Source organism: Ferrimonas lipolytica, assembly GCF_012295575.1.
Lineage (GTDB): Bacteria > Pseudomonadota > Gammaproteobacteria > Enterobacterales > Shewanellaceae > Ferrimonas > Ferrimonas lipolytica.
Window position 1 is genome coordinate 331,747 of record NZ_CP051180.1, and the last position, 21,788, is coordinate 353,534.

27 protein-coding genes and 1 pseudogene are annotated in these 21,788 nt (G+C 49.2%); 8 read left to right on the forward strand and 20 right to left on the reverse strand.

The window, feature by feature from the left end; all coding sequences use genetic code 11:
• The 9 genes from HER31_RS01570 to eutS are packed head-to-tail and all read right to left on the reverse strand — an operon-like array spanning window position 1 to window position 5,697.
• Window positions 1–1,404, reverse strand: a complete 1,404-nt coding sequence (locus HER31_RS01570) for an aldehyde dehydrogenase family protein (RefSeq protein ID WP_168658960.1) — start codon at window positions 1,402–1,404, stop codon at window positions 1–3.
• 34 nt (window positions 1,405–1,438) lie between these two features.
• Window positions 1,439–1,738 carry a EutN/CcmL family microcompartment protein gene (locus HER31_RS01575; protein ID WP_168658961.1) on the reverse strand — a complete coding sequence of 100 codons (300 nt, stop codon included), beginning with the start codon at window positions 1,736–1,738 and terminating at the stop codon, window positions 1,439–1,441.
• 35 nt (window positions 1,739–1,773) lie between these two features.
• Window positions 1,774–2,052 (reverse strand): ethanolamine utilization microcompartment protein EutM, encoded by a 279-nt coding sequence (gene eutM / locus HER31_RS01580; RefSeq protein WP_168658962.1) that lies wholly within the window; start codon window positions 2,050–2,052, stop codon window positions 1,774–1,776.
• 20 nt (window positions 2,053–2,072) lie between these two features.
• On the reverse strand, window positions 2,073–2,393 hold the full coding sequence (gene eutM / locus HER31_RS01585; RefSeq protein ID WP_168658963.1) for an ethanolamine utilization microcompartment protein EutM: 321 nt from the start codon (window positions 2,391–2,393) through the stop codon (window positions 2,073–2,075).
• 17 nt (window positions 2,394–2,410) lie between these two features.
• Window positions 2,411–3,388, reverse strand: a complete 978-nt coding sequence (locus HER31_RS01590) for a phosphate acetyltransferase (protein WP_168658964.1) — start codon at window positions 3,386–3,388, stop codon at window positions 2,411–2,413.
• Window positions 3,375–4,208 carry an ethanolamine utilization cob(I)yrinic acid a,c-diamide adenosyltransferase EutT gene (gene eutT, locus HER31_RS01595; RefSeq protein WP_168658965.1) on the reverse strand — a complete coding sequence of 278 codons (834 nt, stop codon included), beginning with the start codon at window positions 4,206–4,208 and terminating at the stop codon, window positions 3,375–3,377. Before eutT ends, HER31_RS01590 begins: the two co-directional genes overlap by 14 nt.
• A gap of 2 nt (window positions 4,209–4,210) precedes the next feature.
• Window positions 4,211–4,870, reverse strand: a complete 660-nt coding sequence (eutQ, locus tag HER31_RS01600; RefSeq protein WP_168658966.1) for an ethanolamine utilization acetate kinase EutQ — start codon at window positions 4,868–4,870, stop codon at window positions 4,211–4,213.
• Between the two features lie 28 nt (window positions 4,871–4,898).
• Window positions 4,899–5,360, reverse strand: a complete 462-nt coding sequence (locus HER31_RS01605) for a EutP/PduV family microcompartment system protein (RefSeq protein WP_168658967.1) — start codon at window positions 5,358–5,360, stop codon at window positions 4,899–4,901.
• Between the two features lie 7 nt (window positions 5,361–5,367).
• Window positions 5,368–5,697 carry an ethanolamine utilization microcompartment protein EutS gene (gene eutS, locus HER31_RS01610; protein ID WP_238786878.1) on the reverse strand — a complete coding sequence of 110 codons (330 nt, stop codon included), beginning with the start codon at window positions 5,695–5,697 and terminating at the stop codon, window positions 5,368–5,370.
• A 376-nt stretch (window positions 5,698–6,073) separates the two neighbouring features.
• Here eutS and HER31_RS01615 point away from each other — a divergent pair, with 376 nt between their 5' ends.
• Window positions 6,074–6,292, forward strand: a complete 219-nt coding sequence (locus tag HER31_RS01615; protein ID WP_168658969.1) for a DUF2798 domain-containing protein — start codon at window positions 6,074–6,076, stop codon at window positions 6,290–6,292.
• Between the two features lie 84 nt (window positions 6,293–6,376).
• Here the strand turns inward: HER31_RS01615 and HER31_RS01620 are convergent, their stop codons facing one another.
• Window positions 6,377–6,649, reverse strand: coding sequence for an oxidative damage protection protein (locus tag HER31_RS01620; RefSeq protein ID WP_168658970.1), 273 nt, complete (start codon window positions 6,647–6,649; stop codon window positions 6,377–6,379).
• 407 nt (window positions 6,650–7,056) lie between these two features.
• On the opposite strand from HER31_RS01620, the pseudogene HER31_RS18950 reads away from it, so the two are divergent.
• Window positions 7,057–7,212: pseudogene (locus tag HER31_RS18950) on the forward strand (DUF885 family protein); the annotation flags it as partial.
• An 81-nt stretch (window positions 7,213–7,293) separates the two neighbouring features.
• Here the strand turns inward: HER31_RS18950 and mutY are convergent.
• Complete coding sequence (gene mutY / locus HER31_RS01630) at window positions 7,294–8,331, reverse strand: A/G-specific adenine glycosylase (protein ID WP_168658971.1); 1,038 nt, start codon at window positions 8,329–8,331, stop codon at window positions 7,294–7,296.
• Between the two features lie 78 nt (window positions 8,332–8,409).
• Here mutY and trmB point away from each other — a divergent pair, with 78 nt between their 5' ends.
• From trmB to HER31_RS01655, 5 genes are all read left to right on the forward strand, one after another.
• Window positions 8,410–9,126, forward strand: a complete 717-nt coding sequence (gene trmB, locus HER31_RS01635) for a tRNA (guanosine(46)-N7)-methyltransferase TrmB (protein ID WP_168658972.1) — start codon at window positions 8,410–8,412, stop codon at window positions 9,124–9,126.
• A gap of 9 nt (window positions 9,127–9,135) precedes the next feature.
• Window positions 9,136–9,474 (forward strand): 50S ribosome-binding protein YggL, encoded by a 339-nt coding sequence (locus HER31_RS01640; protein WP_168658973.1) that lies wholly within the window; start codon window positions 9,136–9,138, stop codon window positions 9,472–9,474.
• On the forward strand, window positions 9,475–10,389 hold the full coding sequence (glsB, locus tag HER31_RS01645; protein ID WP_168658974.1) for a glutaminase B: 915 nt from the start codon (window positions 9,475–9,477) through the stop codon (window positions 10,387–10,389).
• Window positions 10,390–10,833: 444 nt separating this feature from the next.
• Window positions 10,834–11,628 (forward strand): DUF2884 family protein, encoded by a 795-nt coding sequence (locus HER31_RS01650; RefSeq protein ID WP_168658975.1) that lies wholly within the window; start codon window positions 10,834–10,836, stop codon window positions 11,626–11,628.
• Between the two features lie 101 nt (window positions 11,629–11,729).
• Window positions 11,730–12,632, forward strand: coding sequence for a LysR family transcriptional regulator (locus tag HER31_RS01655; protein ID WP_168658976.1), 903 nt, complete (start codon window positions 11,730–11,732; stop codon window positions 12,630–12,632).
• An 850-nt stretch (window positions 12,633–13,482) separates the two neighbouring features.
• Here the strand turns inward: HER31_RS01655 and HER31_RS01660 are convergent.
• The 9 genes from HER31_RS01660 to HER31_RS01700 all read right to left on the reverse strand — a co-directional run bounded on the left by HER31_RS01660 (window position 13,483) and on the right by HER31_RS01700 (window position 20,718).
• Window positions 13,483–15,330: a DUF885 domain-containing protein gene (locus HER31_RS01660; protein ID WP_168658977.1), complete on the reverse strand. Its 1,848-nt coding sequence runs from the start codon at window positions 15,328–15,330 to the stop codon at window positions 13,483–13,485.
• 105 nt (window positions 15,331–15,435) lie between these two features.
• Complete coding sequence (gene hemW, locus HER31_RS01665; RefSeq protein ID WP_168658978.1) at window positions 15,436–16,578, reverse strand: radical SAM family heme chaperone HemW; 1,143 nt, start codon at window positions 16,576–16,578, stop codon at window positions 15,436–15,438.
• Window positions 16,575–17,171, reverse strand: a complete 597-nt coding sequence (gene rdgB, locus HER31_RS01670; protein WP_168658979.1) for an RdgB/HAM1 family non-canonical purine NTP pyrophosphatase — start codon at window positions 17,169–17,171, stop codon at window positions 16,575–16,577. Before rdgB ends, hemW begins: the two co-directional genes overlap by 4 nt.
• A 52-nt stretch (window positions 17,172–17,223) precedes the next feature.
• Window positions 17,224–17,769 (reverse strand): SixA phosphatase family protein, encoded by a 546-nt coding sequence (locus HER31_RS01675; protein ID WP_168658980.1) that lies wholly within the window; start codon window positions 17,767–17,769, stop codon window positions 17,224–17,226.
• Between the two features lie 54 nt (window positions 17,770–17,823).
• Window positions 17,824–18,261 (reverse strand): DUF4426 domain-containing protein, encoded by a 438-nt coding sequence (locus tag HER31_RS01680; RefSeq protein WP_168658981.1) that lies wholly within the window; start codon window positions 18,259–18,261, stop codon window positions 17,824–17,826.
• A 98-nt stretch (window positions 18,262–18,359) separates the two neighbouring features.
• Window positions 18,360–18,650 carry a DUF167 family protein YggU gene (yggU, locus tag HER31_RS01685; RefSeq protein WP_168658982.1) on the reverse strand — a complete coding sequence of 97 codons (291 nt, stop codon included), beginning with the start codon at window positions 18,648–18,650 and terminating at the stop codon, window positions 18,360–18,362.
• On the reverse strand, window positions 18,647–19,195 hold the full coding sequence (locus HER31_RS01690) for a YggT family protein (protein ID WP_168658983.1): 549 nt from the start codon (window positions 19,193–19,195) through the stop codon (window positions 18,647–18,649). Before HER31_RS01690 ends, yggU begins: the two co-directional genes overlap by 4 nt.
• 16 nt (window positions 19,196–19,211) lie before the next feature.
• A complete protein-coding gene (proC, locus tag HER31_RS01695) occupies window positions 19,212–20,030 on the reverse strand; it encodes a pyrroline-5-carboxylate reductase (protein ID WP_168658984.1) in 819 nt (272 codons plus the stop codon).
• A 1-nt stretch (window position 20,031) separates the two neighbouring features.
• Window positions 20,032–20,718: a YggS family pyridoxal phosphate-dependent enzyme gene (locus tag HER31_RS01700; RefSeq protein ID WP_168658985.1), complete on the reverse strand. Its 687-nt coding sequence runs from the start codon at window positions 20,716–20,718 to the stop codon at window positions 20,032–20,034.
• A gap of 30 nt (window positions 20,719–20,748) precedes the next feature.
• Between HER31_RS01700 and HER31_RS01705 the strand changes: the two genes are divergently transcribed.
• Window positions 20,749–21,783 (forward strand): type IV pilus twitching motility protein PilT, encoded by a 1,035-nt coding sequence (locus HER31_RS01705; RefSeq protein WP_168658986.1) that lies wholly within the window; start codon window positions 20,749–20,751, stop codon window positions 21,781–21,783.
• The last annotated feature ends 5 nt before the right edge of the window (window positions 21,784–21,788 follow it).

Here is a 21,788-nt window from a genome sequence, read left to right on the forward strand (position 1 = left end):
TCAAACAATCCTGAATGAGTTGACGACGGCACAGCGGCGTTTGCGCGTGAATGTTAAGGCGTTGGTTACCCCTTCTCCAGTTGGCGTTGAGATAGTCATTGAACTCCACCCTTCACCCCCAGCGCCAAGTGCGGCAATGGACGGTCCGTTTTTGGCTAATAAACTGCAATCCATCCGGTAAGCCATGTCGGTTAGGGCATCGATGTTTTTTGAGTGAATAGCGGCGGTGTGGCGATTGCTGTGCTCTAGCTCAACCGCCCAATCTATCGCTTCAGCTACATCTTTAGCTCTGATCAGCGGCAGAATTGGCATCATCTGTTCAGTTAGGGCAAACACATGAGATTTGTCGGCTTCGAAAATCAATAAGCGCGTGCAATCAGGAACATCAATCCCCGCTGCGGCAGCAATCTTGGCGGCATCTCGTCCCACCCATTTGGGATTGGCTGTTGGGGTGCCTTCTGGGTATCCCTTAAGGACTACTTTGGCTATCGCTTCAGCTTGGTCGCCGCTCAGCAGGTGGGCACCATTGCGACACATCGCTTGTTTAAGCGAGTCAGCGATGCTATCGACAGCAATGATCTCTTTTTCGGTTACGCAGACAATATTGTTGTCGAACGAAGCGCCTTGAACTATCGAGACGGCGGCACGTTCAATATCTGCAGTTTCATCCACCACTACCGGAGGGTTGCCAGGACCCGCAGCAATTAGCCGTTTGTCGGTAATGCTGCGGGCGGCATCAACCACGGCATCGCCACCAGTGACCACTAGCAAGCGGATCCCAGGGAAGGTGAATAGGGCACGGGCATTGTCGAGGCTTGGATCTGCCACCGTAGTGCATAAATCGGCAGGACCACCAACGGCTTGAGATACCTGATTAATTAGGCGAATCGTATGTTGGGAAACTTTTTTCGCCGCCGGGTGGGGAGCAAAGACAACGGCGTTGCCTGCGGCAATCATGCTGATGGCATTATTGATGATGGTGCAGCTTGGGTTGGTGCTTGGGGTAACTGACGCAATAACTCCCCAAGGGGCATTTTCTATCAGGCTCATACCGCCATCGCCAGAGAGTGCAGCCGGAACCAATATCTCAGTACCGGGAGTGCGCTCGGCGACCAAAATGTGCTTTTTAATCTTATCTTCGACCCGACCAAATCCGGTCTCTTCCACCGCCATGGTCGACAATAACTCAGCTTGTTTTTTTGCCATTCGGCGAATTGCCATGATGATCTTGTCACGCAGTGCCACTGTGCGGATCTGTTTTTGAGCCCTGAAAGCTGCAGCAACAGCATCATTCAACTGGGCATAAACGCCATAATCGCCACCGCCACAGATGTTGTCGGTTGGCATTTCCCCCAATTGCATCACTACGCGGCGGACAATCTCTTCCAGCTGTTGTTGATCCATAATCCGTTCCTTGTTTGCCCAATGTGCTCGGAGGTTACTTTAGGTAACACTGCTCTCCAGCCACATTGACCTCGTCGATAATCCCTACGATGCATAGATCCACAGGAGAATTGTCTTGCGGTTGACCTTGGCCGTAGGCACGGCGAGCAGAGCTGCCCGCCACCACCATTACCCATTCACCAACGCCTGCGCCGAGTTGATCCATAGCGATGTAGGTATCGTCATTGCTTTGCCCTTGCTTGTTCACCAACTCCACTAGGCACAGTTTGTCCATTTGCATATGTGGGCTGCGAACCGTAGCCACGACGTGGCCGATTACCCGTGCGATTCTCATCAGCTGCTCTCCAACCGTTACCTTGTCTGTATGGGCTAAGGCTTAGCAGTGATTGGGAAGATCTTTTCAAGATCGGCATGTGGCCGTGGGATCACGTGTACGGCAACCAGTTCACCAAGTCGCTTGGCGGCGACTGCACCAGCGTCTGTGGCAGCTTTGCATGAAGCCACATCACCCCGAACCAAGACGGTAACTAGGCCTGAGCCGATCTGTTGATAGCCAACGACTTCAACGCGGGCTGCTTTGACCATGGCGTCAGACGCCTCAATTAAGGCGGTTAACCCTTTGGTTTCTAAAATTCCTAATGCATCCATGATGTTTACCTTGCTGTCAGTTATTTAGTGCTGCGGCTTTTCGCAGTGGTTTTAGCGTCTGCTTCTGGCGCAAAATTGATGGGGAAAATATCTTCGAGGTCGCCATGAGGGCGGGGGATAACATGAACCGCAACTACTTCACCTAAACGTTGTGCCGCAGCGGCACCGGCATCGGTAGCCGCTTTGCACGCAGCAACGTCGCCACGAACCATTGCGGTTACTAACCCCGCGCCAATTTGTTTGTAGCCAACAAGCTGCACACGGGCCGCTTTGACCATGGCATCAGAGGCTTCGATAAGGGTGGTTAGCCCCTTGGTTTCGATGATTCCTAACGCTTCCATAATGATTCCTTGTATTTCTAATCAGACAGGATTGAGGCCAGCACAGAGATATCGATAATGTCATCTGCGCTACAACCTCGGGATAGATCATGTACTGCACCATTGAGGCCCTGCAGCATTGGACCAAGAGCGATAAAACCGCCTAAACGTTGTGCCACCTTGTAGGCAATGTTGCCGGCGTTGAGTGAAGGGAAAATAAACACATTTGCCCCTTCGGCTAATGGGCTTCCTGGCATTTTTTGGGCTGCGACTGCGGGGATGAGAGCCGCATCAAATTGCACTTCACCATCAACAATCAATTCGGGTTGGCGTTGCCGAACCAGCTCGGTTGCTGCTATCACCTTGGCCACTTCGCTGTGATGGGCACTGCCTTTGGTCGAAAATGACAACATTGCCACCCGCGGTTGTTGGCCGGTTGCTTTGGCAAAGTTTCGGGCGGTAGCGATGGCGATATCAGCCAGTTGGCTTTCGGTTGGAACTGGTACTACTCCGGCATCAGCAAAGGCAAACACCTGTTCACCGTCGGGAGACAACATTAGGAAGAAACTGGATACGGTTTTGGATTGCGGAGCCACGCCAATAGCACGAATGGCGGCGCGTAGCACATCTCCGGTAGTGGAAAGATTGCCAGCGATGCAGATATCGGCATAGCCCTGGCTGACCATCATCATGGCAAAGTTCAATGGCTGCTGGAGCCGCTGTACTGCCTCTTCAGGACTTATCGGTTGGCGCTGTTTAGCGCAATACTGGCTAACCATTTCAGTAAAGCAGCCAGCAGTTTGCGGGCTTAGTACGGTTAGGCTTGGGATGGCGATTCCGCAGCGATGGGACTGATCTCTAAGCTCAAATGGATTGCCTACTAAGATAGGCTCAGCAAGGCCAGCCTGTTTTAGATCATTGGCTGCATGCAGCAGGCGCGCATCATTGGCGTCGGCGAAGACGATGCGTTTAGGTGCTTGGCGGCACCGCTTGCGGGCGAGCTCAAGAAGGCGCATCGGTTAACGCCTCCAGCTGCTGTTGCTGGCCGTTTTGGCACTGCCACGTCAAGATGGCGACCACATAGACGGCACTGGATAGTCGGTTTAAGCCAGCAATGAGAGCTTCACCCTGCGCCGAAACCTGCCAATTGTTGTCGAGATAGGTATGGCTTGCGCTCAGTTCGAGCTCTCGCACCATGCTGCGCAACCAGTTCAGCTCGGCGACTACTTCGCCATAGCGTCTATCGGGCAGTAAATGGTCATGACCGAGGTATTGCAGTGGTTGATGCGACCAACGATGAACAGTAGTAGCACTAAATTCACCAAGGGTGGGCGGTGGTGGCAGTAACCCCTGTACCTCTGCTTGCATCAGCTGGCCTAGGTAAGAGCGAATATCGGCCATAAAACTTTGCAAACGAGGAGGTAATTGCTGCATGTGGCACTGCACTAGCGCGGTATAGCTGATGCAGCTATCGAGCTTACCGCGCAGGGTAATACGAGGATGGGTTTTAGCGACTAACAGCTGGTCGTTAAGATGGGTCATGAGCGCGCTTTTGTGAGCGACATCTTGCTGGCACAGTGCACATTGGTTTTGCGGGCGCTGATTATTACGTTTGAGTGGGTGTACTTGCTCACTTGGGGCCGCATCTGCGCTGGTAAAGCAGCGCCCTTGTTGATCTTGCCAGCGGATCTCTATCTGCCGCTCTTGCAGTAGTTGTTTCGCTGCTGGGGTGAAGCGGGTACCTGCCATTAGGGTTATCTCGCCACCTTGACGCAAACCAAACTGCTGGCGCAGTTCATGCTCGGTTAGGTAAGGAGGTTCGACCCGTCGTGCCATTGTTACCCCCAATCCGCAGGGTAGGTGATGTAGACGTAACGCACTCTTGTTGGGGTTCCAAACTCGACCGTGCTGCCTTTGGGAATAAAGATCACATCGCTGGGTTTGGCGATGGTTGTACCGCTAGCGGTTTTAACGTGGAGCTCCCCCTCCAACACTACATTTACTTCGTCATAGCAAAGTGTCCAAGGGAAAAATGCATTCTCCCAGCCCATATAGCCAACGCCCATATTGCTGCCGTCGTCAGCGGTAATGACATCAGTTAAACCGACGTTTTTACCTGGAGCGCCATCAAAAGAACCTAAGGTGACCGCTTGGCCGCGAACCAGCATGATACCGTCGTCGTTGATTTGCCGAGGCGACTCTGGCGCTTGCAGGTTGAAGTCAGCCAATGCTTGTTGAATCAATTGTTGAATATGAGCACTTTTACCGTCATTGACGGTGCCGATTTTGGCTTCAATCGCGGCTTTAATGGTGGCCACTGGATCTTCGGCACTTACCTTGGATAGAGGCGTTGATTGAGGGGCGATGGAGATGCCAGCCTGATGCGCCAAATCTTGGGCTTCGGGGGTGATAATAAAACCTGAAGCAGGCACATCAATATGACTAACGTTGTCTGCTGCTGCTCGGCGTATATCAATTGCCGTAATCAGTTTTTTCATAATGACCGTCCTTGGGCGGTGACCGTACTTAGTCAGACTGCAGTGCCAGTAAATAGCGATACAGAAGGTCAATCGTCTCCGGTTGATGGATAGAAACCTCGAGATAGGGCTCGGGGATTTGCCCCGCTCGCATCAACCGTTTCGCTCTGTCAATATCGGCGTCGTCGGTGTCGATTTTGCTGATAACACCAACGATGTTTTTATTGCTATAAACCGTTAGCAGTCCTGTCATTGGTGCAAAGCGAGTAGCATTGGCTGGCTGCAAACAAAGCACCGTTTTAACGTTGCAAATTGTGGATAATAAGGGCCCAAACCACGACCTGTTATCAACAAATTCGCCCGGCGTATCGACTAATTTCCCGGCGTAATATTGAGCTGATTGAGTTTTACCAATATGTATTTGCTGCTCACTTAATTTATCCAAAAGAGCCGATTTGCCAGCATCTACCTCACCGATGAAAACTATATTTTTCAGTGCATCCATCGTCATCGAAATACTAATTTTTAGTCATGGCACAACAGCAAAAATTCATCTGCTTGCCTAATGCGACTAATACGGAATGCAATGATTCTTCCACTGCAGAAACGGAACCGGTAATGACGAGGGCACCGCTAAAGCGATCTAAAAAACCGATATGTACGCTAGCTGCTTTGGTTGCAACGTCGCCGGCAATAATTGCGGTTTCACCGGGGGTTAAGGTTAGTATTCCGATAGCGCCTTGGGTTTCAACACCGATACGCTCACACAACTCTGTCGTTGGGTTAGCAATTAAGTGGGCTAGGGTTACCTGTTTACCGGGAACGAACTCCTGAATGATTCGTTCCATGCCGTTATCATCCTTGAACATAATACAACCAATAGTTGATCATAATTTGAACGCTACCAGTTTAATACATATGAAACTTTGATTATGGTCATGGAAATTAATTAGTGCCGTTCGAATGGGATTTATTCATCGGGAGCTACAATGAATTTTTTCTAATACTAATTTCAATGCAACTAAGTTAATTAGGCTGAATATAAAACAAGTTGCCGCCATGTGAAGTAACGTTAAGGGGTTGTTACTGATTGAGTGTAAGACTATTTAGAAAGGAAATTTCACTATTTAGAGAAGTAATCCTATTTTTGAGGCGATATTTGTCACAATTCCAGTTCGAATAATTAGGATATAATTAGCGCCTAACTTTTGGATCTACTTTTGTATGACTCGTAAACAAAAGCTATTTGTCGACATCACTTGCCATATGGTGATTGTGATGTGCATGACGTTAGCTGTAACAACCATAAACACTGGGATCGACGCCGCTCTGCTAAAGCGCTGGATGCGCAGCTTTGCTATCGCGTTTCCGCTCGTTACATTACTGCACTTCACGCTGCTACCGTTTATGCGTAAGCAATTGGTGAAATTATTTGTTAAGTAACGTTAGGCTTACCTATTCATCCCCAAAAACAAAAAAAACACGAGTAGGGCTAGCCTAACTCGTGTTTTTTGATGAACAACCTGATCAAGCTTCTGGTGGCTTGTAACCTTCAATCTCGATCTCTGCTCCTTCAAATAAGAAGGCTTGCATCTTCTCCTCAAGCATCTGGCGATGCTCAGTATTCATCATATTCAGCTTATGCTCGTTGATTAGCATGGTCTGTTTCTTCTGCCATAAGCCCCAAGCTTCTTGGCTGATGTTGTCGAAGATCCGCTTACCTAACTCGCCTGGGTAGAGTTGAAAGTCCAGACCAGCGGCCTCTTTGTTTAGATATTGGCAAAAAACGGTACGAGCCATGATGCTGTGTCCTCAAAATTAGTCTCTGCTTTTATACCAGATGGTGGCGATAGCTGCACCGTAAGCTCAGTAAAATTTAATACTGGTAACATTCGTTGCCAATTTCTGCCCACAGGCATGATTGCACTGTTACCTACCTCCTCATAAGTTGATGCACTAGTGATTGATTTGGTGTTGCATATTTAGCAGAGAGGGTTGTAGTGAGGATATTTTTAAGGCTATGTAACAACTAAGCGTTGTTCTTGCCAATGCTGTTAAAGCACCGACTAGGCGAGTGTTGATACAAGGATAAAGCACTACTGCCGTTGCTCTTCTGCCGCATTGGAGCGGTCTAGCGAAGCGTTTTGGACGGCGACCTAAGGCAAAGGGGGATTCCAAAGGGGGCGAAGCTCCCCCCCCCCTAATGCATGCAAGAATGTGCCGTCGCCACCGCGACATCCTCCCCGAAAGCACCGAAATACAGTATGCGCACCTTGGCTTATCACGAGGGTATTCCCGGCCACCACTTCCAGATTACCATTGTGATGGAGTTGGAAGGCTTATCATTGTTGAGCAGTATATCGCGACAACGACTGCTTAACCCTGCCTAAGGGCGATGGCCCTTGGAACCATCGAGATGACAGCTAAGCATATCGCTCTAGCCGTTAAAGCTGAGCCAGCAGTTTCTCAGTGGCGGCGGCTAAACCGATGCTGTGCTGCTCGGTTAATGCAAACCAATCCGCCTGTTGTTCAGCGACCATATCAGGCTTTTGTGCTAGTACGACGATTATCGGTTCAATATCGAGGTGATAGTGGCTAAAAGTATGACGGAAAGCTGTTAGCGGTTCAGGCTCTGCATGCAGCGCTAGCGTCTGAAGATGTCGTTGCAACTGCTGCTCATCATCAAACTGCGGAAAACACCACAACCCTCCCCAGATCCCCGCTGGCGGTCGTTTCTGTAAATAAACCTGATTGTTGTGGATCTGAATCAACAAAATACCGCGCTTTGCCGGTTTCTCTTTCTTAGGCTTTTTTCCTGGAAATTCGGCGATGCGGTTGGTTAATTTGGCCTGACAACTAGTGGCAACGGGGCACAGATCGCACTTTGGTTTAGAGCGAGTGCAGATCATCGCCCCCATATCCATCATCGCTTGGTTGTAGGGTTGGATCTGCTCGGTTGGACTGTTAGCAATAGCCACCTGCCACAGTTTACTTTCTACTGCCTTAACGCCATACCAACCTTCGATAGTATGATGGCGCGCTAACACCCGTTTTACGTTACCATCTAAAATCGCATGTGGTTGATTTAGAGCTAAGCTCAGGATCGCCCCAGCGGTTGAGCGACCAATCCCCGGCAACGACATAACCGTGTCGATATCGGTGGGAAACTCACCGTGATGGTGATCTCGAATATGCTGGGCACACTTATGTAAGTTGCGGCCGCGAGCGTAATAGCCCAAGCCCGTCCACAGGTGGAGTACGTCGTCTTGATCGGCGTTGGCGAGATCAATTAACGTCGGAAAGCGTTCGATAAAGCGCTCAAAGTACGGGATCACCGTAGTTACTTGAGTTTGCTGCAACATTATTTCAGATAACCACACTCGATATGGAGTGCGATTATGCTGCCACGGCAATGACTTACGTCCATGTTGGTGGTACCAAGTTAAGATCTGTTGGGCAAAGCTTGTCGGGTTCACTTCCATCGATGGGCAACCTAAAATACAATCACGCGTTTTTGTGGGCGACAGTGTAGCGTCCGATGCCTCAAGCGAGAAGAACTGATGACTGATGATCAAAAAGCGCCAGAGTCGAATGAAGACCTGCGTATGCGGAAAATCCGCTCTTTCGTGAAGCGCGAAGGCCGAATGACCAAAGGTCAGGCTCGTGCGATGGAACAATACTGGCCAACTATGGGGCTAAACCATGTTGATGGCAAAATGGATATCGATGCCGCCTTTGGCCGCTGCGCCCCAGTGGTATTGGAGATCGGTTTTGGTATGGGAAAATCTTTGGTAGAGATGGCCAAGGCAGAACCCGAAAAGAACTTCATTGGTATCGAAGTGCACGGCCCTGGTGTTGGCGCTTGCCTGCTGTACGCAGAGGAGCTGGGTGTTACCAACCTGAAGGTATTTGAGCATGATGCGGTTGAAGTTTTGGCTGATTGTATCGCTGACGAAAGCCTCGACCGTGTGCAGCTGTACTTCCCAGATCCGTGGCACAAAAAGCGCCATCACAAGCGTCGTATTGTAAAAGAAGAGTTTATTGCTGCCATCCGTAGCAAACTCAAAACCGGTGGCTGGTTCCATATGGCTACCGATTGGGAGCACTACTCCGAACACATGGTGGAAGAGATGAACGAAGCCCCTGGTTTCGAGAACACTGCCACCGAAGGCAACTTCGTTCCGCGTCCTGATTTCCGCCCATTGACTAAGTTTGAGGCTCGTGGCCAGCGCTTAGGTCATGGTGTATGGGATCTGATCTACAAGAAAGTAAACTAAGGAAACTTCATGGCGATTAAGCAAAACGCAAAACGTAATCTACGTATTCGTAAGAAACTGCGTACCGGTGAGTTCCAAGAACTTGGTTTTGACCTGTTTTGGACCTTCAACGCTGATGCGACTGAAGCGCAGATAGACCAAGTGGTTGAGCAGCTTATCGATGAAGTTATTGAACCGCAGCAGTTGGGTTTCTCTGGTAGCGGTCACCGCGCGTGGGAAGGAATGGTTTGTACTCGCGACATCGGTAAGTGTACCGATGCCCACCGCGACTCTATCGTAACCTTCTTTAAAGACAAGCCCGTTGCAGACGTAAAGGTTACCGAACTTTACGATATTTGGTGGGGCTAAGTGCCTGATGTTAGCCTGCTAGAAGAGGTGGTGGCGGATGCCACACCACTGTTAGGGCAGGGTAAAGTCGCCAATTATATTCCCGAGCTGAGCAAAGTGGATGGCCGCAAGCTCGGGATTGCCGTATGTAGTTCAGACGGTGGCGTTGTTGGTGCTGGAGATTTCCAAGAGCAGTTCTCGATTCAGAGTATCTCGAAGGTGTTTTCGTTAGTGCAGGCAATGACACTCTACGGTGAAGCCGAGGTGTGGAGCCGTGTTGGTAAAGAGCCTTCTGGCAACGCCTTTAATTCCCTTGTTCAGCTTGAGCATGAATGCGGTGTTCCCCGGAACCCGTTCATTAATGCCGGCGCCTTGGTTATCTCTGATCTGCTGCAAAGTCGTTTGAGTACACCTAAACATCGGATGCTAGAGTTGGTGCGTGAACTGTCTGGTAATTCCCAGATATTTTCCGATAAAGCGGTTGCGCAGTCGGAGTATCAACATATGGCACGTAACGCAGCTATCGCTTACTTGATGAAGTCATTTGGTAACTTTCACAATGACGTTGATCAGGTGCTGCAGACCTATTTCACCCATTGTGCTGTTCGTATGAGCTGCGCCGATCTTGCCCGTGCTTTTTACTTTTTGAGTAATAAAGGTGTCGGTTTAGATGGCAAGCGAGTGCTGCCGGAGAAACAAAACCGTCAGGTTAACGCTTTGCTGGCCACATCAGGTCTTTACGATGGTGCTGGCGAGTTTGCTTACCGTGTTGGTATGCCAGGTAAAAGTGGCGTAGGCGGTGGCATTATTGCGGTGGTTCCTGGTGAGATGAGCGTTTGTGTTTGGGCACCAGAGTTAGATGAAAACGGCAATTCGCTTGCTGGTATCGCGATGCTAGAGATGCTTGGTAAGCGCCTAGGACGTTCTATCTTTTAACCGTTTGAGTTGTTGCTATCGTAAAAAAGAGCCAAAGGTTAATCCCCTTTGGCTCTTTTAGTTAGGCAGAGAATCGCCGTGTTTAGCGAGGTTAACCGTTCGTTGTTGTCGCTATTTAAGCTACCTTCACTAGATAAGTAACTTAGACCAACATCGAATGCCACCACAGATCCAAGTCTAATTGGTAAGTGAATACTTTAAATTGAAGCCAGTTTAAATGGGCAAACCTGAAAAAATCTATGTTGGTAATTGCCATCGCAGCTCAGTTGCTGCTTAAGTCAAACGACCAATATGTGGTCTGGTTTACTACTGGTACCTATCGAAAGTGATTTTTAATGCAATAAATTCAGTATCTTACCTGTTGGCACAAATCTGGCTTATTATTAATGTAATTGAACCGTTTGAGGTTGCAACCGACTAATGATGACCACAAGGATATTGATTATGTTTAAGCGTTTGCTGGCATGTGTACTGCTCTTACCTACCATGGCGATGGCGACTGAGTTGGAGTTTGGTGATAACCAATGCGAGGTCAATCTGAACTACGACGTTAACGTGAGTTCTGAGCGCTTGCAGGTAATTGAACAACAACAAACCTTGTATGAATTTGATGGCACCGTTTTGCGAGTCGGTGAGCAAACCATCACCTTAACTGATGAACAGCGATTGCAGTTGGAACGTTTTCAACAACAACTATTACAGGGATCCAGTGATATTGTCGCCTTAGCCACAGAAGCTATTATCATGGCGACCGAGGTGTTGGCTGAGATCTACACCGAGCTGAATATCGACAGCAACACCCCAGAGCAGTTAATGATGGCACTGCAACAACAGCTCGATACTGCTATATCTGCCGATCATGGTAGCTACCATCTTGCCAGTCAGTCGCTGGAAAGTGCCACAACGGAGATGGAAGCGGTAATAGAAACCCATGTGGAAAAGATTGCCACTGAAGGGATAGGGCAATTGTTTATGAGTATGGGCAAAGCGATGAGCGATGGCGAGGGGAGTTTTGAGCAGCGAATGACTGATTTTGGCCAGTCAATGGAGCAGATGGGCGAGCGGATTGAGCAACGGGTCGAGCAAAGTTCGACCAAAATGGAAGCTCAGGGGCAACGTCTATGCGAACAGTGGCAACGCTTAGACTTGCAAGAGCAACGAGTACGCGATTTAGTACCGCAACTGCAACAATATAACCTCGTGACTGCAGAGCAGAACAAATTGGCATTTTTACGCTGATTTTCTGAAAAACCTTAAAAAAAAGCGGTGATATCAATATCACCGCTTTTCTTTTTAGGGGTTGCAAGGTCACAATAGACTCAGACATTGAGGGGAGTGTTATGCGCGAGTTGTTGGAGCCAATTGTAATTTTTACCCACGTAGTGAGAGCACAAGGTTTCTCAGCCGCTGCTCGAAAGTTGGGTATTTCGAAATCCAAAGTAAGCAGCCAGATAAGCATGCTTGAACAACGTTTAGGGGTGCAGTTAGTGCAGCGGACAACCCGTTCACTAAGCCTAACTGAAAGTGGTGAATTACTTTACGGACATAGTGAAGTGCTCCTAAAAGATCTCGACCAAGCCATCGCCGGCGTTCAAGATCTGCAGAAAGAGATTCGAGGCGTATTAAGAGTTGGGATAACTCAAGCGTTTGGTGCACTGCACCTGATGCCGTTAATGCCTAAGTTCATGGAAGAGCACCCTGAACTTGAATTGGAAGTAAGTTTTCTTGACCATAAAGTCGATGTTGTCGCTGAAGGGTTAGATCTTCTGTTAACCATGTCTGAGCAACTGCCGCTTGGAATGGTTGCCCGCCCAATCATGGCTTGTGATTTTGTGTTGGTTGCTTCACCAGATTACCTCGCTAAGCACGGTGTTCCTTATCACCCAGAACAACTAAGCCAACATAACTGTTTGGTATATAAAAGTGAGTGGTACGAACACGCCAACTGGGAATTTAGCCAAGGCACGGAAAACTGCACTATTCGGGTTACCGGTAATTACCGTGTTGACGATGCTCCTGCGCTGAAAGATGCCGCCGTGCGTGGTATGGGTGTGGTTTATCTAGCCACCTACTTGATTGAAGACGCATTGAAAAACGGCGAGTTGGTTAAATTGTTACCAGAATGGAATTTAGATCATAAGTTGAACTTGCAGGCGGTTTATCCTCGTCGCCAACATTTGCCACCAAAAGTACGTGCTTTTGTCGATTTTGTTCGCACCCATTTTGGCGCTGAATCGCTATAAATAGCGCTGTTGACGTCAGTTAGGGGAAATCATTGTTCTGCTAACAAGACAACGCCGTTTCACTAGTGTATCCAATGCTGCTTATCACACTGATCAAAAAGGAAAATTCCATTTGAGCCGGATTCGGCATTTATCGGTGATTGTTGCTCGCTTGTTACTTTTTAAAAATCAAAGACTTGTCAGATAAATTGGGTTGGCTAGAATGGCTACATCAAACGGGAACAGGGCAATTGGAATTGACCCCTTCGAAAGCTGTTGTTCCCAGCCGTGTTTGATAGCAGGCAATAGCTGATCGATTAATTGTTTGCGTGGATAACATTATCCATCATCTGGACTACTGCCCCAGCGCTTTGCTGGGGTATTTTTTAAAAAGATTGCTCACTCCGTACCCTACAATGCGGAAGAAGTAACTAAGCGACAGGCCGCGGTAACAATAATAAATAAGCCTGCATCAATAATAATAAAATCAAGGGAGACCATCTGGTCTCCCTTTTTCTTGGCTGTGTCACAGTTAAGTGTTGAGGTTTACATCAAACCTTTGGCTCTACCGATTGCAGTACTCTTAAGAGTTATGTCGCGGTTGCGGCGGCACATTCTTGAATGCATTAGGGGGAGCTTCGCTCCGTTTGGAATCCGCCCTTGCCTTAGGTATCAGTCCAAAACGCTTCGCTGGACTGCGCCAATGGGGCAGAAGATCAACAGCGGTAGTGCTTTCCCCTAGTATCAAAACTCCTCTAGCCGGTGCTTTAACAGCATTGGAAAGAATAACACTCAGTTGGTACACAGCCGTTTTCTTTTGGGGCGATTTAGGGTTTAGCTAGGCACTTATGAGTGCCTAGCTCCGCTAGGATTATAATCGTGTTTGCACGTATTGATTGACCTGTTGTTCCATTATATCCAACGGCACAGGGCCGTTAGCTAGGATGGCATCGTGGAAATCAGGCAAAGTAAACTTGTCGCCGAGCTGTTGTTTGGCTAACTGCCGTAGGTTTAAGATTTTATTCATACCAATTTTGTAGGCAGTGGCTTGGCTTGGCATCACGATATAACGTTCAATAGCTTTAACCACATCACCTTGAGCGTTCGGAGTGTTGGTTGCCAAGTAATCGATAGCCTGCTCGCGGCTCCACTTGTTAGCATGAATGCCGGTATCTACCACCAAACGACAGGCGCGCCATAACTCCATCGCAAGTCGGCCAAAATCGCTGTACGGATCTTGGTAGTAGCCCATCTCTTTTGGCAGATACTCTGAGTACAGACCCCATCCCTCAATGTAAGCAGTGTAGCTCCCAAAGCGGCGGAACTTAGGCAGCTCTGGCAGCTCTTGCGCAATGGCAATTTGCATGTGGTGACCAGGGATCCCTTCGTGGAACGCCAGTGCTTCCATCTGGTAGGTCGGCATGTCTGCCATGTCATACAGGTTGGCGTAGTAAATCCCGGGGCGACTTCCATCTGGCGCAGGCTGTTGATAGAAGGCTTTACCAGCAGAGACTTCGCGGAACGGCTCAACTCGTTTGACCGTAAGGCGAGCCTTAGGTTTGATGTTAAAGCTTTCGTCTAAACGCGACTCCATATCCTCAATTATTGCCGTTGCCTCGCTTAGGTATTGGTCGCGGCCTTCTTGGTCAGAGTCTAAGTAGAACTGTTTGTCGGTGCGCATAAACTCAAAAAATTGCTGCAAGCTACCGTCGAAGCCCACTTTTTTCATGATGGCGCGCATCTCGTCGTGAATGCGTGCGACCTCATCCAAGCCCAGTTGGTGGATCTGTTGAGCGTTCAGGTTAGTGGTGGTAGTGCGCTGCAGTTTAACCTGATAATACTCGTCACCTTTAGGAAGCTTCCAAGCACCGTCTTTGGTATCAGCGCGCTCGGCTTGCCCCTCTAAGAAGGTGATAAGCTGCTGATAACCGCTTTTTACTTGGCTCTTAAGGGCTTGCTCTGCTTCGGCCAATAGTTGTGCTTTTGTCGCTGGATCTATCTCAAGATTACCGACTTTGGTTTTAAAGTCGGCCCACAGTGGACTGTCCTCACCCGCGTCAAATGGGGCACCACTGATAACATTGTTGCTGTCGCTGATGGCATAGGCGAAGGTGAATTTCGGTGCCATGATACCCAAGGATTCACGCTTTTTCAGCTGGGTGATGCCCTGCTCAAACCGTTGTTTTATCCCTTTCAAACGGCTGATGTAAGCATTAGCGTCGGTGACATTACCGATAGCATGTTGGTTGATAAGAAACGATGGCGTCCCTGACTGGTAGCCATACATCTGTGTTACAGGGTAGTTGTAGTAACGCCACTTATCGTCTTCAATCGTGTGCTCTAGGCTCTGTTTCATTAGCTGGTAGCTAATGCGTGTTTGCCCCTCTAGCTTGGTTTCATCCAGTTGCAGCAGCAGTTCTAGGTGTTTTTTGGTGCGCTGTAACTTTTTGTCATCTGCTTCGAGGCTCAGATCGTCCCATTTATCCTGATCTTTCTTAATACCCAAATAGCTTTGGAAAACTGGCGAGGCCATAACGTTTTCCATAAAGATCTGCTCGAACAGTTGGTCTGCTCGCTCTGATTCGGTTTGGATAACTGCATTATTAACTGCAGTATTCGCGGCTATTTGGGAAGCCGTTGGGGAGAGGGTATCGCTGGCGAAACCGGCTAGGCTGGCCGAGCTAAGCGCTAAGGCGATAGCGACGCTAAGCTTTTTCATTATGCACTCCATGCAAAAATATTGTCGTCGACATTGTTACATGGAGTGGATTGAACTATGCAGCGAAACCATTAACGAAAATGTTACACATTGTTGAAAAAGCAGTTATTCCGGTAGGAATTGCCCCAGTAATTCATTGAGGTAGCGGTGACCTAACTCGGTCAGTTGCATCTGCTCTGCATCGATATGAATCAACTTACGCTGGCGTGCCCAGTCGATGGTCGGCGCAACATCCCGAGCGCATAGCTGAGTTCGCTGGCTTAACTCTGATAGTGGCATTGGCTCTAATAAGCGCAGTCGATTCATATAGTACTCGAGTGCTTGGTCCTCTTTCGCTACCGTTGTTTGCTGGTCCATTGGGGAGCGGGTCGGCTCTAAGTAGCCTTTCGGGTGGCGAACCTTAACAGTGCGGATGATGCTGCCATCGGCTTGAGTTAATTTGCCGTGAGCACCACAGCCGATACCAAGGTAGTCACCAAAGCGCCAATAGTTGAGGTTGTGCTCGCATTGATAACCTGGCTTAGCCCAAGCCGAGATCTCATATTGACGATAACCGGCTGCTTCGAGCATCGCTTTACCCTGTTCGAAAATAGCCCATTGAGTATCTTCATCTGGTAGTTGTGGTGGCTTCGACGCGAACTGAGTGTTGGGCTCGATAGTGAGCTGATACCAACTGAGATGCGGTGGTGCTAATTCGATTGCTTGTGCTAAATCGAACAAGGCATCGTCGACACTTTGATTGGGTAGCGTGTGCATCAAATCCAGGTTAAAGCGTTCAAACCCAGCTTTGCGTGCTTCGGTAGCCGCTCGGCGAGCTTCATCGGCTCCGTGAATACGGCCAAGAATTTGTAACTTATCCTGTTGAAAGCTCTGCACCCCAACTGAAAGGCGGTTCACTCCAGCGTCGCGGTAAGGTTTAAATCGATCCGCCTCTAGGGTGCCAGGGTTGGCTTCCATTGTGACTTCGCAATTATCACTCCACGGTAACAAGGCTTGCGCACCGGTCAGGATCTCCTTGATCCCAGCCGGTGAGATTAGTGAAGGGGTGCCACCACCAATAAAGATGCTTGTCAGCTGACGTTCACCAGCCAACGGCAGATCCGCAGCCAAATCCGCCAGTAGGGCATCGATATATGCTTGCTCTGGAATAACGCCCTTACGAGCGTGGGAGTTAAAGTCACAGTAAGGGCATTTTTGCTCACACCATGGAATATGGATGTAGAGCGATAGTGGTGGCAACAAACTCACAGAATACCTTTCTCTTTTAGGCCTGCTAATAACAGTTGCAGTGCTTTGCCGCGATGGCTTACGGCATTCTTTTCGTCATCGGATAGTTCGGCAGCACTGCGGGTGTCGCCGGCAACGGTAAAGATTGGGTCATAGCCGTGACCGCCGGCGCCGGATTTTGCCTGAGCGATCTCACCTTCCCAGCTGGCTTGAGCCACGATTGGGGATGGGTCTTCGCCGTGGCGCAGGTATACCAAGACACATTGAAAACGGGCACTGCGGTTGGTTTCGCCTTGCATGTTAGTTAACAGCTTTTGCAGGTTCGCTTCGGCATTGCCGTGTTCGCCACCGTAACGAGCGCTGAAGATCCCAGGTTGGCCATTAAGGGCATCGACTTCGATACCTGAATCGTCAGCAATGGCAGCTAAACCGGTAATGCGAGCGGCGTGGCGCGCCTTGATGATGGCATTCTCGATAAAGGTGGTGCCGTCTTCAGCAACATCACCAACATTGAATTGCGACTGAGGCAATACTTCAAACGGATAGTCGCTCAGTAAACCGGCGAACTCTTTTACTTTACCGGCATTACCAGTAGCCAAAACGATTTTTTGCATGGAAAGCTCTATAGCGAGAAACGATTGGCGAGAGTTTACCGCATATTGAGGTTTATAGTGATGGGGAAACGAGGTCCTGGCAATGCAGTTGTTGTTGCTGCAACTGTTCCAACTGGATGCTAGCGCCGCTGACGGTAACTTTATAGAGCTGATTAAACTGATCCTCGCCTATTGGTGCTACCGCTTCTGTAGTGAGGAGTCTAGCGAGAGCAGGGGTGGTATTGGAGTGGCCGACGACTAAAGCGTTTTGCCGTAACGATAGTAATACTTGTGCAAACTGCGCTAATTGGCGAGGGTCATAACTTTGAATCGTTAATCCCAAACTATTGGCTGTTGGCGCTGCAGTGGCTTGAGTGCGCTGATAATCGCTACTATAGACCGCGTTAATCTGGGCTGAGGCCATTGCCTGTTGGAGGTTGTTGGCGCGAATAACGCCGCAGCGATGCAGCGGCGGGTCGCTATCATCTGGCGATTGTTTGTTGGTTTCGGCGTGGCGTACTAAGAATAGCTCGAATGAGTTATTGGCTTGGGACTGCGCCGCCGTCGCCACTAAAAGCAACGCCGTGATGGTAATAGCAAAAGCTTGAGTTAGGGTCATCCGTTTCCCTTATTAAGCTGGCTTATCAAAAGCCAAACTGGAGCGATTAGACTGTTAATCGACGTAGAACTTCTGCTTAAACTTCAGCTTGGTCGTGAGGTCATTGTCGTGGCTGACATCGATATCGAAGTGGTAGGTCTCTTCGTTACGATAATCGAGCTCAGCAATGTAGTAGATGGCTTCACCTTCACGGATCTCTCTAAAGTCGAGATTTTTGGTAATGCCGGTTAGGTCACGAGCTTGGCCACTGATATTGGCCGCTACCGCTGCGCTGACTTCACCTTGCTGGCTAGTATCAAGCACGCTGATGTTGACCAAACCGGTATAACGGCTGCGTTTGACCCCGTAGCTTTTGGCGATTTCTGGGGTCAGAAAGGTACTGCCAAAGGTGACGTAGTGGATTGCGTACTTGCCAACCTGCATTTTTTGCTCGGCGGCTGCAGTAAAGCTTAAGCAAACTGAGGCAATCAGTAACAGTAATGATTTAAACATTATTCTTTGGCTCCTTGGCTATCTAGCCAGCTCTATGGGGCAGGTTTAAGCCTAGCTATTGGCTGTAAAGGTCGCAACTTAACAGTGTTAACTTACCGCTAGAGCAGCGCTGCAATTTGCTCTGGGAGCTGGCGAGGTTCGACAATTCGTACCTGTTTGTGTCGACCCTGTTCGCCCTTCTCAATTTGGACCTGGCTCTTGGGCACTTTGAACTGCTTGGATAGGTACTTGATTAAGTGGCTATTGGCTTTGCCATCAACCGGTGGAGCAGTGATGGCAACCTTAACTTCGTCGCCGTGCAGGCCAACCACTGCATCGCGGCTGGCCTTGGGCTGAATATATAGGCTCAACAGCAAGTCGCTGTTGAGCTGTTGTACTGCTTTCTTCACGCAATGCGCCACAGTGGTACGAAGTCACCCAGTAAGATATTGATGAAGTTGAGCCCCAAGAACACCACCAATACCGACAGATCTAAACCGCCCATGTCAGGCAACATACGACGAATTGGCGCGAGGAACGGTTCGGTCAGCTGATGCATTACCCGCTCAACTGGACTTGCTCCTTGAGATACCCAGCTTAAGATGGCGCGCAGTAACAGAATCCAAAACACCAAGGTACCAAACTCTTTAATCACGGTTAATCCACTGAGGTACAGGGTTAACAGTGGATCAAATGGCTGCGCTTGCAGTACTACCAATGCGGTCCAAAACAGGTAGCTGATGATTAGCGCCAGCACCAGTGATGAGGTATCAATCTTGCCCATTGACGGTAAGATGCGGCGCATCGGTTTTAGGATAGGTTGGGTTGCTTTAACCACAAACTGGCTGAATGGGTTGTAAAAGTCAGCCCGAGCGCTTTGCAGCCAAAAGCGGAGTAACACCACCATCAGGTAGAGCTTAAACAGGGTGGAGACCAAAAAGATCATGGCGTTCATAGTGTTTCCCTAAATATTAAAACTGGTTAGCCATCTGCTCGGCACGATTAACGGCAGCGTTCATCGCTGCATCAACCGTAGAACGCAGATTGTGTTGTTCAAAGGTGTTGATCGCTTCGGCGGTGGTGCCGCCTTTTGAGGTAACTTGGGCTCGCAACTCTGCTAAGGATAACTGCGGATTCTGTTTTACCATCTGTGCTGCACCAACTGCTGCTTGTTGGATCATCAAGCGAGCATCATCTGGGGCGACGCCAAGACCGGCTGCTGCTTGCTCCATCGCTTCCATAAACAGAAAGAAATAGGCAGGAGAGCTACCAGCGCAGGCGATCACCTGGTTGATGCCACTCTCTTGCTGCGACCAGACAATCTCACCCACGGCGGCCATTAGTTTGCCGGCGAAGGCGCGATCGCTACTCGTTACGTTGTCGGGGGCGTAAAGGCCAGTAAGGCCAAGACCTAGCATAGAAGGCGTATTTGGCATGGTGCGTACCAGCGCAATCGGTTGCTGCAGGTATTCAGTCAAGCTGTTACAACTCACCCCCGCGGCAATAGATATTATCAGCTTATTGCTGAGATCTAAGCTGGCGATAGGGCCACAAACCTCGGCCATCAATTGCGGTTTAACCGCCAAGACGATGACGTCAGCTTGACGGCAAGCTTCAATATTGTCGTTGCCAATATTGATGCCAAACTCGGCTTGCAGTGCATCGAGCTTTGGCTGACTTGGGTTAATGGCGCTGATTGCAGAGGCATCATAGCCGCTTTTCACCAGTCCACTAATGATGCTACGACTCATGTTGCCAGCACCAATAAAGGCGATATGACGGTTATCCAAGTTAATTCCTTGTTCCAAATATAGCGGTGCCGATCCGCACCATGGTGCTGCCTTCTAATATAGCTGCATCCATATCTGTGCTCATCCCCATCGATAAGGTATCAAGTTGTGGATGAGTCTGTTGTAGTTGTTGCAGTAGCTGTTTCATCTGCGCAAAAGCCAAGCGTTGTTGCGCTGGGTCGTTGCTGGCAGCAGGGATGGCCATTAACCCGCGTAAACGTAGGTTGGGCATTGCAGCTACGGCAACGGCCAATTGTGGTAATTTTGCCACGCTAACGCCAGATTTACTTGCCTCGTTACTGATATTTACCTGTAAACATACGTTCAGCGGTGGTTTACCTGTGGGGCGCTGATCGTTGAGTCGCTGGGCAATCTTGCTGCGGTCAAGGGTATGCATCCAATCAAAGTGTTCCGCGACTGGTCGAGTTTTATTGGATTGTAACGGGCCGATAAAGTGCCAAACTATATCGTCGAGCTGGCTTAGCTCGGCGATTTTTTCAACCCCTTCCTGCAGGTAGTTCTCCCCAAAGTGGCGGCAGCCTGCGTCGTAGGCTTCAACAATCATACTGGCTGGTTTGGTCTTACTTACCGCCAACAATGTGATCTCTTCAGGGCTGCGATTGGCGATTGCCGCTGCGTTGTTGATTCTGTTATGGGCTTCAACTAGCCGCTCTGCTAAGGTTGCCATAGTGATAATGAGGATAGCCTTGGAATTGATATGGAAATTACTGAATTACTAGCGTTTAGTGTAAAGCACAACGCCTCGGATCTGCACCTTTCTGCTGGTGTTCCGCCGCTTATTCGGGTTGATGGTGAAGTTCGTAAAATCAATCTGCCTTCGCTGGACCATAAAGAAGTTCACGGGCTTATCTACGATATTATGAATGATAAGCAGCGCAAAGATTACGAAGAACATTTAGAGATCGATTTTTCCTTTGAAGTTCCTGGACTAGCACGTTTTCGTGTCAACGCTTTTAACCAGAGCCGCGGTGCCGGTGCGGTATTCCGTACCATTCCTAGTGAAGTGTTGAACCTCGAGACGTTAGGCGCGCCGGATATATTTCGTGATATTGCTGAATTCCCGCGTGGGTTAGTGTTAGTTACCGGACCGACTGGCTCAGGTAAATCGACCACTTTGGCGGCAATGATCGATTACATTAACGATCAGCGTCACGACCATATCCTCACCATTGAAGACCCTATCGAATTTGTACACCAGTCGAAAAACTGTTTGGTTAATCAGCGGGAAGTGCATAAAGACACCCACAGTTTCTCCAACGCACTGCGGAGTGCCTTGCGTGAAGATCCAGACATTATTCTAGTGGGGGAGATGCGCGATCTGGAAACCATCCGCTTAGCACTGACCGCCGCTGAGACTGGCCACCTCGTTTTCGGTACTTTGCACACCACATCCGCCGCGAAAACCATCGACCGTGTGGTTGATGTTTTCCCCGCTGGCGAGAAGGATATGGTCCGTACCATGCTTTCAGAGTCGTTGCAGGCAGTGATCTCGCAAACTCTATGTAAAAAGGTGGGCGGTGGTCGAGTGGCGGCACATGAGATCATGTTGGGCACCCCAGCGATCCGAAACCTAATTCGTGAGGATAAGGTGGCGCAGATGTATTCCGCTATTCAAACCGGCATGGCCCACGGCATGCAAACCTTGGAGCAAAGCCTGCAAACCTTGGTAAATCGTGGCCTTATCTCGCGCCAAGATGCAATGAGTAAAGCCGGTAAACAGGCTTCCTTCTAGGAGTT

Excerpts from the sequence above, each read along its gene's own strand:
- HER31_RS01655 (WP_168658976.1), top strand. The coding sequence starts at position 11,730 with ATGCGCGAGTTGTTGGAGCCAATTGTAATTTTTACCCACGTAGTGAGA.
- rdgB (WP_168658979.1), bottom strand. The coding sequence starts at position 17,171 with ATGCAAAAAATCGTTTTGGCTACTGGTAATGCCGGTAAAGTAAAAGAG.
- HER31_RS01660 (WP_168658977.1), bottom strand. The coding sequence starts at position 15,330 with ATGAAAAAGCTTAGCGTCGCTATCGCCTTAGCGCTTAGCTCGGCCAGC.
- eutM (WP_168658963.1), bottom strand. The coding sequence starts at position 2,393 with ATGGAAGCGTTAGGAATCATCGAAACCAAGGGGCTAACCACCCTTATC.
- HER31_RS01590 (WP_168658964.1), bottom strand. The coding sequence starts at position 3,388 with ATGCGCCTTCTTGAGCTCGCCCGCAAGCGGTGCCGCCAAGCACCTAAA.
- HER31_RS01705 (WP_168658986.1), top strand. The coding sequence starts at position 20,749 with ATGGAAATTACTGAATTACTAGCGTTTAGTGTAAAGCACAACGCCTCG.
- HER31_RS01700 (WP_168658985.1), bottom strand. The coding sequence starts at position 20,718 with ATGGCAACCTTAGCAGAGCGGCTAGTTGAAGCCCATAACAGAATCAAC.
- mutY (WP_168658971.1), bottom strand. The coding sequence starts at position 8,331 with ATGGAAGTGAACCCGACAAGCTTTGCCCAACAGATCTTAACTTGGTAC.
- eutS (WP_238786878.1), bottom strand. The coding sequence starts at position 5,697 with ATGGAACGAATCATTCAGGAGTTCGTTCCCGGTAAACAGGTAACCCTA.
- HER31_RS01570 (WP_168658960.1), bottom strand. The coding sequence starts at position 1,404 with ATGGATCAACAACAGCTGGAAGAGATTGTCCGCCGCGTAGTGATGCAA.
- HER31_RS01640 (WP_168658973.1), top strand. The coding sequence starts at position 9,136 with ATGGCGATTAAGCAAAACGCAAAACGTAATCTACGTATTCGTAAGAAA.
- HER31_RS01615 (WP_168658969.1), top strand. The coding sequence starts at position 6,074 with ATGACTCGTAAACAAAAGCTATTTGTCGACATCACTTGCCATATGGTG.
- HER31_RS01675 (WP_168658980.1), bottom strand. The coding sequence starts at position 17,769 with ATGACCCTAACTCAAGCTTTTGCTATTACCATCACGGCGTTGCTTTTA.
- trmB (WP_168658972.1), top strand. The coding sequence starts at position 8,410 with ATGACTGATGATCAAAAAGCGCCAGAGTCGAATGAAGACCTGCGTATG.
- HER31_RS01605 (WP_168658967.1), bottom strand. The coding sequence starts at position 5,360 with ATGACGATGGATGCACTGAAAAATATAGTTTTCATCGGTGAGGTAGAT.
- HER31_RS01680 (WP_168658981.1), bottom strand. The coding sequence starts at position 18,261 with ATGTTTAAATCATTACTGTTACTGATTGCCTCAGTTTGCTTAAGCTTT.
- eutT (WP_168658965.1), bottom strand. The coding sequence starts at position 4,208 with ATGGCACGACGGGTCGAACCTCCTTACCTAACCGAGCATGAACTGCGC.
- HER31_RS01575 (WP_168658961.1), bottom strand. The coding sequence starts at position 1,738 with ATGAGAATCGCACGGGTAATCGGCCACGTCGTGGCTACGGTTCGCAGC.
- eutM (WP_168658962.1), bottom strand. The coding sequence starts at position 2,052 with ATGGATGCATTAGGAATTTTAGAAACCAAAGGGTTAACCGCCTTAATT.
- eutQ (WP_168658966.1), bottom strand. The coding sequence starts at position 4,870 with ATGAAAAAACTGATTACGGCAATTGATATACGCCGAGCAGCAGCAGAC.
- HER31_RS01650 (WP_168658975.1), top strand. The coding sequence starts at position 10,834 with ATGTTTAAGCGTTTGCTGGCATGTGTACTGCTCTTACCTACCATGGCG.
- HER31_RS01690 (WP_168658983.1), bottom strand. The coding sequence starts at position 19,195 with ATGAACGCCATGATCTTTTTGGTCTCCACCCTGTTTAAGCTCTACCTG.
- HER31_RS01620 (WP_168658970.1), bottom strand. The coding sequence starts at position 6,649 with ATGGCTCGTACCGTTTTTTGCCAATATCTAAACAAAGAGGCCGCTGGT.